This is a genomic window from Rossellomorea sp. ABR4_012, from assembly GCF_056159545.1.
Genome location: NZ_JBSWVK010000001.1, coordinates 1,758,064 through 1,771,754, shown reverse-complemented (window position 1 = coordinate 1,771,754; position 13,691 = coordinate 1,758,064). Strand labels below are relative to the sequence as shown.

15 protein-coding genes, 1 tRNA gene and 2 riboswitches are annotated in these 13,691 nt (G+C 42.9%); of the genes, 3 read left to right on the top strand and 13 right to left on the bottom strand.

Annotated elements, in window-relative coordinates:
- Positions 1 to 113 precede the first annotated feature (113 nt).
- From gcvPB to gcvT, 3 genes are read right to left on the bottom strand one after another with little or no spacing between them, the layout of a single operon-like run.
- Positions 114 to 1,586, bottom strand: coding sequence for an aminomethyl-transferring glycine dehydrogenase subunit GcvPB (gcvPB, locus tag ACXAFV_RS08650; RefSeq protein ID WP_475125756.1), 1,473 nt, complete (start codon positions 1,584 to 1,586; stop codon positions 114 to 116).
- Complete coding sequence (gene gcvPA / locus ACXAFV_RS08645) at positions 1,579 to 2,925, bottom strand: aminomethyl-transferring glycine dehydrogenase subunit GcvPA (RefSeq protein WP_475125754.1); 1,347 nt, start codon at positions 2,923 to 2,925, stop codon at positions 1,579 to 1,581. Before gcvPA ends, gcvPB begins: the two co-directional genes overlap by 8 nt.
- A gap of 18 nt (positions 2,926 to 2,943) precedes the next feature.
- Positions 2,944 to 4,047, bottom strand: coding sequence for a glycine cleavage system aminomethyltransferase GcvT (gene gcvT, locus ACXAFV_RS08640; RefSeq protein WP_475125752.1), 1,104 nt, complete (start codon positions 4,045 to 4,047; stop codon positions 2,944 to 2,946).
- A 143-nt stretch (positions 4,048 to 4,190) separates the two neighbouring features.
- A riboswitch (glycine riboswitch) is annotated at positions 4,191 to 4,268 on the bottom strand.
- A 3-nt stretch (positions 4,269 to 4,271) separates the two neighbouring features.
- A riboswitch (glycine riboswitch) is annotated at positions 4,272 to 4,363 on the bottom strand.
- A gap of 177 nt (positions 4,364 to 4,540) precedes the next feature.
- On the opposite strand from gcvT, the gene ACXAFV_RS08635 reads away from it, so the two are divergent.
- Positions 4,541 to 6,241, top strand: a complete 1,701-nt coding sequence (locus tag ACXAFV_RS08635; protein ID WP_475125751.1) for a DEAD/DEAH box helicase — start codon at positions 4,541 to 4,543, stop codon at positions 6,239 to 6,241.
- The gene (locus ACXAFV_RS08630) at positions 6,210 to 7,001 is read left to right on the top strand and encodes a YqhG family protein (protein WP_475125749.1); all 792 of its coding nucleotides are present in this window, start codon (positions 6,210 to 6,212) and stop codon (positions 6,999 to 7,001) included. Before ACXAFV_RS08635 ends, ACXAFV_RS08630 begins: the two co-directional genes overlap by 32 nt.
- Positions 7,002 to 7,044: 43 nt before the next feature.
- Here ACXAFV_RS08630 and ACXAFV_RS08625 read toward each other — a convergent pair whose 3' ends face one another.
- Genes ACXAFV_RS08625 through comGA form a run of 9 tightly spaced genes read right to left on the bottom strand, consistent with a single transcriptional unit; the run spans position 7,045 to position 11,693 of the window.
- Positions 7,045 to 7,227 (bottom strand): YqzE family protein, encoded by a 183-nt coding sequence (locus ACXAFV_RS08625; RefSeq protein ID WP_475125747.1) that lies wholly within the window; start codon positions 7,225 to 7,227, stop codon positions 7,045 to 7,047.
- Positions 7,228 to 7,274: 47 nt separating this feature from the next.
- Complete coding sequence (locus ACXAFV_RS08620; RefSeq protein ID WP_475125745.1) at positions 7,275 to 7,775, bottom strand: shikimate kinase; 501 nt, start codon at positions 7,773 to 7,775, stop codon at positions 7,275 to 7,277.
- 5 nt (positions 7,776 to 7,780) lie between these two features.
- Positions 7,781 to 8,113, bottom strand: coding sequence for a hypothetical protein (locus ACXAFV_RS08615; RefSeq protein WP_475125744.1), 333 nt, complete (start codon positions 8,111 to 8,113; stop codon positions 7,781 to 7,783).
- Positions 8,114 to 8,126: 13 nt separating this feature from the next.
- Entirely contained in the window at positions 8,127 to 8,582 is a 456-nt protein-coding gene (gene comGF, locus ACXAFV_RS08610) for a competence type IV pilus minor pilin ComGF (RefSeq protein ID WP_475125742.1), read from the bottom strand.
- Positions 8,560 to 8,877, bottom strand: a complete 318-nt coding sequence (locus tag ACXAFV_RS08605) for a hypothetical protein (RefSeq protein WP_475125741.1) — start codon at positions 8,875 to 8,877, stop codon at positions 8,560 to 8,562. The genes comGF and ACXAFV_RS08605 overlap by 23 nt, the downstream gene beginning before the upstream one ends.
- Positions 8,861 to 9,316: a competence type IV pilus minor pilin ComGD gene (gene comGD / locus ACXAFV_RS08600; RefSeq protein ID WP_475125740.1), complete on the bottom strand. Its 456-nt coding sequence runs from the start codon at positions 9,314 to 9,316 to the stop codon at positions 8,861 to 8,863. The genes ACXAFV_RS08605 and comGD overlap by 17 nt, the downstream gene beginning before the upstream one ends.
- The gene (gene comGC / locus ACXAFV_RS08595; RefSeq protein ID WP_475125739.1) at positions 9,303 to 9,620 is read right to left on the bottom strand and encodes a competence type IV pilus major pilin ComGC; all 318 of its coding nucleotides are present in this window, start codon (positions 9,618 to 9,620) and stop codon (positions 9,303 to 9,305) included. The genes comGD and comGC overlap by 14 nt, the downstream gene beginning before the upstream one ends.
- Positions 9,621 to 9,646: 26 nt before the next feature.
- Positions 9,647 to 10,702 (bottom strand): competence type IV pilus assembly protein ComGB, encoded by a 1,056-nt coding sequence (gene comGB, locus ACXAFV_RS08590; protein WP_475125737.1) that lies wholly within the window; start codon positions 10,700 to 10,702, stop codon positions 9,647 to 9,649.
- Entirely contained in the window at positions 10,653 to 11,693 is a 1,041-nt protein-coding gene (comGA, locus tag ACXAFV_RS08585) for a competence type IV pilus ATPase ComGA (RefSeq protein WP_475126104.1), read from the bottom strand. The genes comGB and comGA overlap by 50 nt, the downstream gene beginning before the upstream one ends.
- A 547-nt stretch (positions 11,694 to 12,240) precedes the next feature.
- Here comGA and ACXAFV_RS08580 point away from each other — a divergent pair.
- Positions 12,241 to 12,312: transfer RNA gene (locus ACXAFV_RS08580), tRNA-Gln, on the top strand.
- A 605-nt stretch (positions 12,313 to 12,917) separates the two neighbouring features.
- Here the strand turns inward: ACXAFV_RS08580 and ACXAFV_RS08575 are convergent.
- Entirely contained in the window at positions 12,918 to 13,298 is a 381-nt protein-coding gene (locus ACXAFV_RS08575) for a Spx/MgsR family RNA polymerase-binding regulatory protein (protein WP_475125735.1), read from the bottom strand.
- Between the last annotated feature and the right edge of the window lie 393 nt (positions 13,299 to 13,691).

The following is a 13,691-nucleotide window of genomic DNA, read 5'->3' as shown; positions in this document are numbered from 1 at the left end:
CAGACTGAAATTTATTCATTTTTATTAGAAGAAAAAGGATTGCCGATTCGGCAATCCTTTCTTTGTTTCACACTTTACTGCGCTAAACGCCCGTCCCGCGGTGCTTTAATGTGTTACTGCGCCGCTTCCGGAGTGTATCGCAGGATTGGTTTTCTTGCTGCAAGGGTTTCGTCCATTCTTTTGACTACAGTTGTATGTGGTGCTTCCTGGACGATTTCAGGTGTTTCTTCAGCCTCTTTAGCGATTTGGATCATGGCGTCAATGAATGAATCCAGCGTTTCTTTGGACTCTGTTTCAGTCGGCTCGATCATCATACATTCCTCTACATTCAACGGGAAGTAGATCGTTGGCGGATGGTAACCGAAGTCGAGCAGCCTTTTCGCTATATCGAGCGTGCGGACGCCAAGCTTTTTCTGACGCTTTCCGCTGATGACGAATTCATGTTTGCAGTGACGGTCATAAGGAAGATCAAAATGAGGCGCCAATCTTCTCATCATATAGTTTGCATTAAGGACGGCATTTTCTGTTACCGCCTTTAGCCCATCAGGCCCCATCGTACGAATATACGTATAGGCACGGACGTTGATGCCAAAATTTCCGTAGTAAGGCTTCACTCGGCCGATTGAATCCGGGCGATTGTAGTCAAATTCAAACTGATCGCCGTTTTTCACTAGAACCGGTTTAGGCAGATAACGGATCAGATCTTCTTTCACTCCGACCGGACCGCTTCCAGGTCCTCCGCCGCCGTGTGGACCCGTAAAGGTTTTATGGAGATTTAAATGAACGACATCAAAGCCCATATCTCCGGGTCTTGCCTTCGATAATACCGCATTCAGGTTCGCTCCATCGTAATACAGCTTGCCGCCTGCTTCATGAATGATGGCAGCCATCTCGAGGATATTTTCCTCGAATAGTCCCAATGTATTCGGGTTTGTGAGCATCAGTGCGGCAGTATCTTCACCTACCACGCGCTTCAGATCATCCAAGTCCACCAGGCCATTTTCATCCGATTTAACTGTAACCGTTTCAAATCCAGCAACGGTCGCGCTTGCCGGGTTTGTTCCGTGGGCGGAATCAGGCACGATGACTTTTGTGCGTTTCGCATCGCCGTTTGCTTCATGATATGCACGGATCATCATCAGACCGGTCCATTCACCGTGAGCTCCGGCAGCCGGCTGAAGTGTCACTTCATCCATACCCGTGATTTCTTTCAGGTGTTCCTGAAGATCATACATCAATTCAAGAGCTCCTTGGACACTTTCAGGTTCCTGCAGCGGATTGATATGAGCAAAGCCATTTAATCGCGCGACATTTTCATTTACCTTAGGGTTGTATTTCATAGTACATGACCCAAGTGGATAGAACCCGGAATCGACACCATGGTTGCGCTTGGATAATGCTGTATAATGGCGCATGATATCCAGTTCTGATACTTCCGGTAACTCCGGCTCCTCCGTACGGATATAATCAGAAGGAATCAATTCGGAAACATCCACTTCCGGGATATCGAGTTCTGGCAGGCTGTAGCCGGTCCGTCCTTCTTTCGATAATTCAAAGATAAGAGGCTGATCTTGTTTGTTATTCATGACAATCCCCCAATTCTTGTGCAAATGCATCAATTTCTTCTTTGCTGCGAAGTTCTGTGACGGCAACCAACATGTGATTCTTCAGACTTTCATCGACAAGACCCAGATCATACCCGCCAATCATTTCTTTCCCTAGAAGCTTTTTGTTGATTTCTTTTACTGGAGCATTCACTTTCACGATGAATTCATTAAATGAAGGACCATCAAATGCAATCTCAAATCCTTTTTTCTTGAGTGTTTCTCTCGCATAGTGAGCTTTTTGGATATTTTGAAGCGCAATCTCTTTCACACCTTGCTTACCGAGGGCAGTCATGGCAACTGATGCTGCAAGAGCATTCAACGCCTGGTTCGAACAGATATTTGAAGTCGCCTTATCACGGCGGATATGCTGTTCACGTGCCTGCAGAGTTAAAACAAACCCTCTTCGCCCTTCTTCATCAACCGTTTGACCAACCAGACGGCCAGGTACTTTACGCATCAGTTTTTTACTTACTGCAAAATAACCGCAGTGTGGTCCTCCAAAAGCACTTGGAATTCCAAACGGCTGTGCATCACCGACTACAATATCAGCTCCCAGTTTCCCAGGAGGTGTCAGGGCACCTAACGCAAGGGGGTTGGAGGAGACTACAAACATCGCTTTCTCACTGTGCGCAACCTCTTCAATCGCTTTCAACTCTTCGACTCTGCCGAAGAAATTAGGATATTGCACGATAACGGCTGCAATTTCACTGCTCATTAATTTCTTCAGTTCTTCTACATCTGTCACTCCGTTGTTATGCGGGATTTCCACGACATCGATGTATTGACCTTTCGCGTAGGTTCTCAATACATCACGTGATTCAGGATGAACCGTGCTCGACACGAGGACTTTCTTGCGGCGTGTCTGCCCTGCGCTCAACATGGCCGCTTCGGCTAATGCCGTCCCCCCATCGTACATGGAAGAGTTCGCTACATCCATTCCTGTCAGCTCGCAGATCATCGTCTGAAATTCAAAGATGGCTTGCAGTTCACCTTGTGATATTTCAGGCTGATACGGTGTATACGCTGTATAGAACTCAGAGCGTGAAAGAACATGATCAACGATGATCGGAGCATAATGATCATATACGCCCGCTCCCAGGAAGGATGTATGACTTCTCAAGTCTGCATTTTTTGCAGCCATTTTAGTCAATTCTTTAACCAGTCCGGTTTCAGATTTGGCCGGTTTAATATTGTACTCACCTTTGAAGCGGACCTTCTCAGGGATATCTTCAAATAAATCGTCGATGCTGTTTACTCCAATGCTGTCTAACATTTCCCGTTGATCTTGCTCTGTCATCGGTAAATAACGATGCTTCATGACCGTCATTCCTCCCTATTATTTTGTTCTCTTATAAAATGGTGTCTGCACTACTTTTGCGTTTAATTTCTTCCCTCTGATTTCCACCTGAACTTCTGTATCTACTGAAGTGAATTCTTTTTTCAATAGAGCAAGGCCTACATTCTTCTTTAAGGTCGGAGATTGCGTCCCGGTAGTCACTTCCCCGATTTCTTCTTCGCCGGAAAATACTTTATATCCATGGCGCGGGATTCCCCGGTCGATCATTTCAATGCCGACAATCTTTCTTGATGCCCCTTCTTCTTTCTGCTTTTTGAGAACCTCTTGCCCGTTAAATGGTATTTCCTTATTCACTTTAACCGCGAAACCGATTCCGGCTTCAATTGGAGAGATATTTTTAGAAAGCTCCTGTCCATATAATGCAAGATTGGCTTCGAAGCGAAGTGTATCCCTGGCGCCTAGTCCACAAGGAAGCACCCCGTCTTTTTCACCCTCCTTCAGGATATCTTTCCAAATTTCGACTGCATCCTTTGCATCACAATAAATTTCAAACCCGTCTTCTCCTGTATAACCTGTGCGGGAAACAAGGGCATGACGGCCGTTTATATTCACCTCGGTCTGGAATTTAAAGAATCCGATGTCACGTAAAGAATGTTCGTCTGTCAATCTTTGCAAAACACCTTCAGCAAGCGGCCCCTGCAAAGCCAGCTGAGCCATATGCTCGGAGATATTATCGATCTCCACCCCATCCGTCTCATGCTGTTTCAGCCATTCATAATCTTTATCGATGTTTGCTGCATTGACCACCAATAAATAATCATTATCTTTTATTTTATAAATCAGGAGATCATCCACGGTGCCTCCGTCGTCATAGCACATTGCAGTATATTGAGCACCACCGTCTTTGATCTTGGATACATCGTTGGTCATCATTTTTTGTAAGTATTCGAGAGCCCCTTCGCCCTTGACTTCTATTTCTCCCATATGGGACACATCAAAAAGCCCGGCCCGAGTTCTGACAGCTTCGTGCTCTTCTTTAATACTTGAGAATTGAACCGGTAAAGCCCAGCCTCCGAAGTCGATCGTTTTTCCCCCATACTCTTTATACACTTCATATAGAGGTGTTTGCTTTAAATCTGCCATTAGACTTCCCCCTTATTTTCATCAAGTCTTCCTACTGCTCGCTTCCTGTCCCCAAATATCTGCGCCTCATTTGCCAAGTTATTACCACTCAGTTTCCGCGCATGAAAAAAGGACAGAAAAACCCCTTTTTTCAAAAGAAGTTTCTCTGTCCTTTCACCTGAAAGTTTACCGGTAAACGGCTTTCCCCTTTGGTGGTTTCCATATGGAAACACTCTCCAGAGCTGCGTCCGGCAAGAGTCTTTTTGCCTGAGAGATTCACACTTAAGATGTTTGCTCCTTCGGCGCTGTATGTTACAGTCTCTCCCCTTGCCATCATTCGCCAATATTCCTTGCAACATTTGGTCATACTAGAAGTATATACAGTAGAAATGTTATTGATGTGAATGTTCGGATTATTGTAGTTTTCAAAACATTAGGTAATCTACTCTCATCCTACCATTAAACATGAGTTCCCGGCAATCATTTTTCTATTAAATAAGGAGATGTTTTTCACATGAATGTTGATGTTCTATTTAATGAGGAGTGGGGCGAAGGTCTTGACACTTTGATTAGCAATGATGGTCCGTGGGGGAATTGGGAGCTGTATAAGCTTGCTGTGGAATGCGAGCAGCATCTCGCAATTCCGAACTTTGAAGGGCTTCAGGCACCAAAACATTTGGCAAATGTGACTCCTCTCCCCCATCAGCTCGAAGCTGCAAGGCAGGTTGTGGAATCAATGAATGGAAAAGCCATTCTGGCTGATGAGGTGGGTCTCGGGAAAACCATCGAAGCAGGTCTGATATTGAAAGAATATATGATACGCGGCCTCGTGAAAAAAGTGTTGATACTCGTACCTGCTTCACTCGTCTCACAGTGGGCTTATGAACTGAACAGCAAGTTCTTCATCCCCGCCGTACAACAGCGTAAAAGCTATGTCTGGGATCAGTGTGACATTGTCGTTTCTTCCATGGACACAGCCAAGCGGAGCCCTCACCGTGAAAAAGTATATGAACAAGACTATGATCTCGTCATCATTGATGAAGCTCACAAACTAAAAAATCATAAAACCAAAAACTATGAATTTGTCCAAAACCTGAAGAAAAAGTTTTGTTTATTGCTTACAGCCACTCCGATTCAAAACAAGGTCGAAGAAATTTTCCATCTTGTTTCACTTTTAAAACCAGGTCACCTTGGAAACGAATCCGGTTTTACCGACCGGTATAAAAAAGGTGACCGAACGGTTCATGATGATGAAAGCTTAAACCATCTTATCAATAAAGTCATGATTCGTAATAGAAGGAGCGATACAGGGATAGAGTGGACAAAGCGCCATGTCAAAACGATACTCATTGACTTCAATGAACAGGAACGGGATCTATACAACAGTATCAATTTGTTAAAAGGCAGCTATGATGACTGGGTCTCATCCAGTTCATTTTCCCTTCTCACCTTGCAGCGGGAAGCATGCAGCAGCAGGGAATCAGTATTTTATACACTTAAAAACATGCTTGAGAAAAAAGAAAATCCATCTGCAGCATTTGAGAATACGATTGGAACGCTTATGAAAAAAGTAGAAAATGTGACGATGAATTCTAAGGCACAGAAAGCATTGGAGCTGATTCAGAAAATAAATGACAAAGTGATCATTTTCACGGAATACCGGGCGACCCAATTATACTTGCAATGGTTTTTAAAGCAGCATGGCATTTCTTCCGTTCCGTTCAGGGGCGGATTCAAACGCGGTAAAAAAGATTGGATGCGGCAGCTTTTCCAAAATCACGCCCAAGTGCTGATTGCAACTGAAGCAGGAGGAGAAGGCATCAACCTGCAATTCTGTCACCATGTCATCAATTTCGATCTGCCATGGAATCCAATGCGCTTAGAACAACGGATCGGCCGTGTTCACCGTCTGGGTCAGACCGAGGATGTGCATATCTATAATTTTGCCACGAGAGATACTGTAGAAGAACACATTCTGAAACTGTTATATGAAAAAATAAACCTATTCGAAAGAGTGATCGGCCAGCTGGATGAGATTTTGACACGACTCGATTTTGCAGATTTTGAAGAGCATGTTGCAGATATCCTTTCCTCATCCAAGACAGAAGGTGAGCTAAAAATAAAAATGGAAAACCTCACCAGCATGATTCAATTTGCAGAAGAACTAAAGGAGGAACAAGCTAATGCAGCAGCACGAAATTCATCGATTTCTTGAACGTTATTTTACAGCAAACGGCTGCGAGCTGGTTGCAAACGGGGACGGTTATATGACCGTCCAGCTGACGATCGACTTGGATAAAGAGCTGATGAATCGGCCTTTTTATTGGCACTATCTCGAGAAGACAGGCGGTATCCCCAATCCGATGAAACTGTCATTGGTGACAAATGGTGAAAGGGCACCTGAAGACTTCAAAGGGGAGCTCATTCACTTCGGCTCTCCCCGTTTACACCAGATATTCCGTTCCACGAGGAATCTGGCAGGGTACATCCGGCTTTATGAAGAGCGAATGAATGTCAATGGACAGCAAGTACCGCTTCATCCATGGCTCGGATTGAATATAAAGGTCTCCCATGTAACAAATTTGAAGAAAGACAGTATTCGGAGCATCGGGCTCAATTTGATCAATGGCCATATCCAGGAAGACTTCCATACCTTTTTGTTATCGAAAAAACTGACGCCTAAAATACCCGATTTCTCTTTTACATTGACACCCATCATTAAACCTAAAAGCGGGATAAATCGTATTCAAAGTTATCTGCTGCAGGGGCTCGAACAAGAATCATTCACATGGGCGGATGATGCCCGGAAAAGATGGGAAGAGGATCTGGAGCTGTTAAGTCATTTCTATGGGGATCACGAGGAAAAGCCTGAATCATATCATCTCGAAAAACAGGCATTGAAGGAACAATATGAACCAAAAATATCGATTGATATCATCAATGGAGGGATTTTCTACTTACAGCATTCACATTAACCCCACAATAAGGAAACCGCCCTGCAATCAACAGAGGCGGTTCCTATTTTTTATGTTTTTTAAACAATACCATAAACGCATAAGGCACGATCCCGAACCATCTGAATAAAAATGGGGGGCGTTGATTCTTCCTTTGATGTTTGAGTGATTTTCGTTCATGGGGAGATTTATCATAATGCTGGACAAATGTCTGGGTTATGAATTTTACGTAATCATTTACTGACATAAACGCACCACCTTCCGCTTCTATCAGTATATCCACCGCTTCTTAATTTAATCAAAAGCGAGATAACGCTTGAATTCGTTTATCGTTTCATCAATCGTTTGGTACGTAGTATCAATTTCGATCTTACTGACACTCCTATAAAGGGGGAGGCGGCGATTGTATAACTCAAGCAAGCCGTTCATGGAATTTTTTTGTACCAGCGGACGTTCGGAGTCTCCCTTCAGCCGTTCCCACAAAACCTCATAAGAACAGAAGAGATGAAACACGGTCTCCACGGATGCAAGTATCTCTCTGTTCTCTTTTCTTTCAACAATTCCTCCCCCTGTTGTAATGACCGCTTTTTTCTTGATCAGTTCTTTCAATGCTTCTGTTTCAATTGAACGAAAGTGATCCTCACCATCTTCCCTGAAGATGTCTTTGATGGTCCTGCCTTCTTTCTCTTCTATGAAGTGGTCCATATCGATGACCGGAAGCTCCTGCAGCTCCCCAAGTTCTTTACCAACAGTGGTCTTACCGACCCCCATAAAACCTACCAAAAAAATCGTCATCCGAATTACTTCCAATCTATAATGTGTTTTGTTTCCTTATTATACACAACGGAGACAGGCTTAAAAACCTTATCACTAGATTGATAGGTGATTTCCATTGCCATTTCCTGTTCAGTCAGTTGAGAGGTCGTCGATTCGGTTTGTCCATAAGGTCCAATATGCTGAACCGTTCCCTCAGTTCCGCGTTCCATTCCAAGCAGCACGCCATGCGCTATGCTTACTTTCCTCTCATATACTTTCCCCATATTGGTTAAATATTGATACTTGCTTAGAAACAAACTTGTCGAAGCTACGCCTGCCATCATCACCAGGATTAAGAGAAGAAAAGAATAAGGCAAAATAAATCCTTCATCATCCAGGAGCTTCCGGAGAATTCTCCTTGTAAAAGTAATAAAACTCACTTTCCATCCTCTCCCCTTTTTCAAAATCGATTTCCACCTTCACCCCTTGAGGCACCTGTGAAAAAGCAAGCGAATGAATCGATTGCAGCACCACTTCATGTCCTTTTTCATTCACTTTCCGGCGGATGGAGTTTTGGTATCGTTCATAGGTAATTCTGTCCCCTTCTTTCTCAAATGAGATCTGCTCAGGTGAAATCATGATTTTCCCGCTACCCCACACCTCATTCCTAAGACTTTCGCTGAACAAATTCCATTCATAATAACGCGGCGGTACGCTCTCTGTTTTAAGTGATTCGAATCCCTTCATGATCATAGGAAGGGTGAGTGAAATAATCGAGAATACCAATAAGGACAAGAGTGCATCCAAAAGCGTAAATCCCTTATTATTCTGAAGCACAGACTTCATGAGTGACACTCCCCTTTGCGTAAGAGACACAAGCATTTTTGCCGCTGGCATCCTCCCAGCTGAAGAAGTAGTCGATACCTTCAAACTTACGGTTATCAGATTTAAATTCATTCGTGACAATCGCCTGTTCCATTCCTTCCTGCAGAAACTTCAGCGCTTCCACCCTATGCTGTTTCTCCTGCAGAGTCACGATCATCCGGATACAGAAAGGAAGGAAAAAAGCCATTATCATCATAAAGCAGCTGAAAGCGATCAAACTCTCAGCCATTGAAAATCCATTAGAGTTCCTGTACATAAAATCTCCCTTGTCCGATTTGAAATGATAGTTTAATGGTAGAACCTTCACAATTGAAATACACTGGACCGAACCGATTCGTATTTCCTGAGGAGTTAAACACGATTTCATTCAACCTGTTCAACTCAGAAAGCTCAATACCGTCTGGGAGCTCTCTGGAAACCAGCGTCGTCCCGAAATAATCTTTGGCGACATATTTATTAGCATAAGGATAAAATACTAAAGTGAGAGAAGATTGTGAGAAAATGCTGTGGCTTTGTATCAGGTAGAGATCTGATTGGAGCTGTGAAATGAACAGACTTTTTTCAGTCTGTTTTTTTAATGGTTCTGTTGAAAAAGCAGCGAATGTTATCAGGATGGAGAAGACAAGTAAGACAATCAGCATTTCAATGAATGTGAAACCATTTTGTGTGTGGAGGCAGCTTTTAATTCCCCGCAACTTCTTCTAACACGTTTCCTTCAGCATCGATTGTAAGGGCAGTTCCATCAGGACATTTTTGGTACTCTGGATTCAAGTACTCTTTTGTGACTAATTCAGTCATGCTGACAGGTTCTGTATTCCCATCCATTTTGTAAGCTTCAACCTGTCCTTCCACCATATTTTTGAAGGCTTCACACCCTTTTGAATTAATCTTATTGCTTTGGCTGGTGACGTTTGGGATCGTCACAAATAACAGCACCGAAATGACAAGCAGGACAATCATCATTTCAATCATCGTAAATCCTTTTTCATTATTCAGCATCGAGTGTTCCTCCTTAATGTTTCTCATTAGATCCCTTGCATCATCTGGAATAACGGCATCATGATTGAAAAATAAATGGCCATGATGAATAGCCCGACAAAGACAAAGATCGTTGGCTGGATGTACTTCAATAATTGATTTCCTTTCTCTTCGAGTTCCGCAAAGCAAATTTCACTGTACAATTTCAATTCATCGGCTAGCCTCCCGTTTTTTTGGCCATGAGCGACCACATAAGAAAACTCTTGCTGAAAAAATGCTATCTTCGAAGCGCATTCATGTAGCGGTTTACCTTCTTTCAATCCATTGAGGAGCTTTTTCGAGATGTATTGCATGGAAGGACGGAATGACTGTTTTTCAATAATTGTCAATGATTCTGTTATAGACACACCGTTTGTGAGAAGAAAACTCAGTTCCCTCGCAAAAAAATGAGTATGATGATGCTTTATGAAAAAGGAAAGCAGCGGAAACTTGGTAAGAATAACGATATGCTTCACTTGAAAGAGTTTATTTTTGAAGAAATATAGGAAAGGGGCTGCGATTGCCAGAATCAGAATTAATCCAAAAAAATAAGTGGGGAAGCTTTCAATAAACCAAAGTAGATAATTCATGCTGCTTGACTGATCGTACCCAAGTGAACTGTATAATGCTTGAAAGCGGGGAAACAGGATTCTTCGAAGGAGCACCATTAGCATAATCGCAATCAGTACCAGAAAAACAGGATATTGAATGACCCGGAGAACCTTTTGTTTCTCCTCATTCTTTTTCAGAAGGTAGTTGCCGGCTTCGATAAGTGTAATCCCCATCTGTCCATGATGCTCAGCGAAGAAAATTTGAGCTGAGACCTGTTTGGGCAGTCTCAGCTGCCGGTCAAAGATGGAGGAAAGTGATTCTCCTTTTTGAAGGGACAAGGTGATCCTCTTCTTTAATTTCTTTGGGCCGGTCCTCCCAGGCACAAGCAAAAAATCAATCGCTTCTGAAAACGTGTATCCTTTCAGGAGAAGATCACCTATTCGTTTCAGAAACTTCCCCTGTTCATCCGTTTTCTTCATGAATCCATTTCCGGAACTCAGCTTCTGGAACAAATCCCAATGCCACCCCCTTGTTTATCAATGTGCGAAGTGTAGGATAGTGATAGTTTGCCTCTTCTCCTCTTGCTTCTTTAATGACTTCTTTAAGAGCGCTCCCCGTCACTATTTCATACACAGATGCCCGTTTCATTGCTTCCTGCCCTTTGCAGTCACCATTGCAATCCGGCTCACAGACTGGACACCTGAGTTTCAGCAGCCGTTGAGCCGATACCGCAATCAATGTCTGCTGGATATCATGCCAGTGGATCCCCAATTCCATCAATCTGTAAACAGCGCTTTTTGCGTCTTTGGTGTGTAATGTTGTGAGAACCAAATGTCCCGTGAGAGAGGCACGGATAGCAATCTCAGCAGTTTCCCTGTCACGTATCTCACCTACCATGATGATGTCGGGGTCATGCCTCAGAATCGCTTTCAATCCTGTTGAATACGTGATCCCCGCTTTTTCATTCACTTGAATCTGTACCATATTCTCATGATCTTTTTCAATGGGATCTTCCAGTGTGATGACATTGCGGTTAAGGGCGGATGAACAGTGATGGACAAGCGAATATAAGGTAGTGGTTTTTCCGCTGCCGGTCGGTCCTGTGAAAATGATGAGGCCATGAGAATACATGAGAAGGGCAAGAAGTTTTTTGGCTGAAGAAGGGTAAAGCGACATTTTTTCAAACGGGATATGGAGCTTTGTTGGGAGTATCCGAATGACCAGGCTTTCTTTGAGGTGATTGGTTGGCAAGGTCGAAATTCTGAGGGAGACGGGTGAGTTTTTGATGGTCGTGTTGAAGGAACCGCTTTGAGGTTTGCGTTTTTCCCCGATATCCATTGACGCCATGAACTTTAGATGGGCGATGAGCCTTTCCCCCTGTTCAAGAGGAATTGATTGGAATGGAGACAACACCCCAGTTTTACGAAACTGAATGTTGTAATCATTGAGTCTAGGAATCAGGTGAATATCGGATGCATCATTCTTGATTGCATCTTTGAGCATGACTTCTGAAAGAGATTCTACAGATTGATATATCGTGATTGGCACCACCTTTCTTTTTCTATAAATAATATATACGACAAAAGTTTACAAAACCCTTTATTTTTTTATGTTTTATAGCTTAGTTCTTTATGGTTTTTTTTCTGGCTGGTTAGCGGATCAGTATACTTAGATGAAAATGAACGAAAGCTTAAGAGAAATTGATTGTAAAAAGATAATATTAACCAGGTCTGGTGAGGAATCAGTCATTGAGCTGCAAATACACATCATATAAAGGCTAAAGAGCTTTGATTAAACATGTGATTATCGGTTTATGATCCATTCTGAAGTTTTATGAGCCATTTCAGTGATTTATGATCCATTTCAAGAAAATACGATCCGTTCGACAAAAAATATGTTCCATTTGCAGATTTTATGATCTTTTAAGAATTATTCTAATTAACCCTAGAGTATTTACCCATCATTCAAGGACGCAGCTAAAAAAAACTTTGTAAAAACATTGTATATTTCTCCGCCTGTCTTCTCATACTATCCAATGTAGTAACATCAATGGGCTATAGCCAAGCGGTAAGGCATCGCACTTTGACTGCGACATGCGTTGGTTCGAATCCAGCTAGCCCAGTACGAAAAGCGGAGGCGGCTCGTTCAGGAGCGACAAGCATAAGATGAACTTACCGGAAAGGCGCTCTTTGCCTTTTTGGTAAGTTTAGCTTATGACCTCGAGCTCCTAGCCGCCGGAGCTGGACACAATTATAAGCGGAAGGGCTTTGCTCAGAGGCGACAAGCATAAGGCGAGCCACCCGGAAAGGCGTTCTTTGCCTTTTTGGGTGGCTTGACTTATGACCTCGAGCCTCTAAGCCCTGGAGCTGGATAAAAGAAAAGCGGAGGCGGCTCGTTTAGAGACGACAAGCATAAGACGGATACCTCGGAAAGGCGTTCTTTGCCTTTTTGGGGTTTTTGGCTTATGACCTCGAGCTCCTAGCCGCCGGAGCTGGACACAATTAAAAGCGGAAGGGCTTTGCTCAGAGGCGACAAGCATAAGGCGAGCCACCCGGAAAGGCGTTCTTTGCCTTTTTGGGTGGCTTGACTTATGACCTCGAGCCTCTAAGCCCTGGAGCTGGTCACAATTATAAGCGGAAGGGTTTTACCCTGAGACGACAAGCTTAAAAAAAGGCAGGTCATCCTATAAGATGCCTGCCTTTGTAATTGCATTCATATTCACGACGATCAACTGCTCTTTTTCAAACTGGGCTTTTTGCCGGAAAAGCTTTTCAGTCCATCAGGATTATAACCTACCACCAGCTTTTTTCCATCGGTTAATAACGGGCGGCGAAGAAGTTTCGGTTCCTTAACAATTAAGTCAATCACCTGGGAAAGCGGGAGGTCGTTCACATCTTTTCCAAGCTTTTTGAATGTCTGGCTTCGGGTGGCCAGAATTTCATCAAGTCCTTCCGTAGTAAGGGAAAGTAATCGGACCAGCTCATCATGAGTAGGAGTATCTCTGAATAGGTGACGTTCATCGAAGTCAATCGAATTTGCATTAAGCCATTTCTTTGCTTTTCTACAAGAGGTGCAGCTTGGATAAGTAAAGAACGTTAGGTTTTCCATTATATATCCTCCTTTTATTGTCTATAAGCAAGTTACTATTATTAATTACATGCATTGTATACCCTTTGTATAGCATTTGTACACCATTTTAACTTAGCAATTTGTTTTTTTATTTCAAAACTAAACAAAACCGGGGCGCAAATCAAACAGTGCCTGGTTTTTAGGGTTTTACATTTTTTTCTTAACTATAAAAAAGTTATACAAAAAAGAAATCTATCTGTTTCACCAGGCTTATATCAAAAAAACGAGGGTATCATATAATTAAGCTCAAAAATCTCTACAGTTCCATGCCCGAAAGAACCGGGGCACGTTTTAAAGTTCTCAGAGTAGATATCACGTAATCGTCACAAACTATCATCAAACAGATATTTACTTTTGTAGTAATGTTCATTT

Excerpts from the sequence above, each read along its gene's own strand:
- gcvPB (WP_475125756.1), bottom strand. The coding sequence starts at position 1,586 with ATGAATAACAAACAAGATCAGCCTCTTATCTTTGAATTATCGAAAGAA.
- gcvPA (WP_475125754.1), bottom strand. The coding sequence starts at position 2,925 with ATGAAGCATCGTTATTTACCGATGACAGAGCAAGATCAACGGGAAATG.
- gcvT (WP_475125752.1), bottom strand. The coding sequence starts at position 4,047 with ATGGCAGATTTAAAGCAAACACCTCTATATGAAGTGTATAAAGAGTAT.
- ACXAFV_RS08635 (WP_475125751.1), top strand. The coding sequence starts at position 4,541 with ATGAATGTTGATGTTCTATTTAATGAGGAGTGGGGCGAAGGTCTTGAC.
- ACXAFV_RS08630 (WP_475125749.1), top strand. The coding sequence starts at position 6,210 with ATGCAGCAGCACGAAATTCATCGATTTCTTGAACGTTATTTTACAGCA.
- ACXAFV_RS08625 (WP_475125747.1), bottom strand. The coding sequence starts at position 7,227 with ATGTCAGTAAATGATTACGTAAAATTCATAACCCAGACATTTGTCCAG.
- ACXAFV_RS08620 (WP_475125745.1), bottom strand. The coding sequence starts at position 7,775 with ATGACGATTTTTTTGGTAGGTTTTATGGGGGTCGGTAAGACCACTGTT.
- comGF (WP_475125742.1), bottom strand. The coding sequence starts at position 8,582 with ATGAAGTCTGTGCTTCAGAATAATAAGGGATTTACGCTTTTGGATGCA.
- ACXAFV_RS08605 (WP_475125741.1), bottom strand. The coding sequence starts at position 8,877 with ATGTACAGGAACTCTAATGGATTTTCAATGGCTGAGAGTTTGATCGCT.
- comGC (WP_475125739.1), bottom strand. The coding sequence starts at position 9,620 with ATGCTGAATAATGAAAAAGGATTTACGATGATTGAAATGATGATTGTC.
- comGA (WP_475126104.1), bottom strand. The coding sequence starts at position 11,693 with ATGCTCAAAGATGCAATCAAGAATGATGCATCCGATATTCACCTGATT.
- ACXAFV_RS08575 (WP_475125735.1), bottom strand. The coding sequence starts at position 13,298 with ATGGAAAACCTAACGTTCTTTACTTATCCAAGCTGCACCTCTTGTAGA.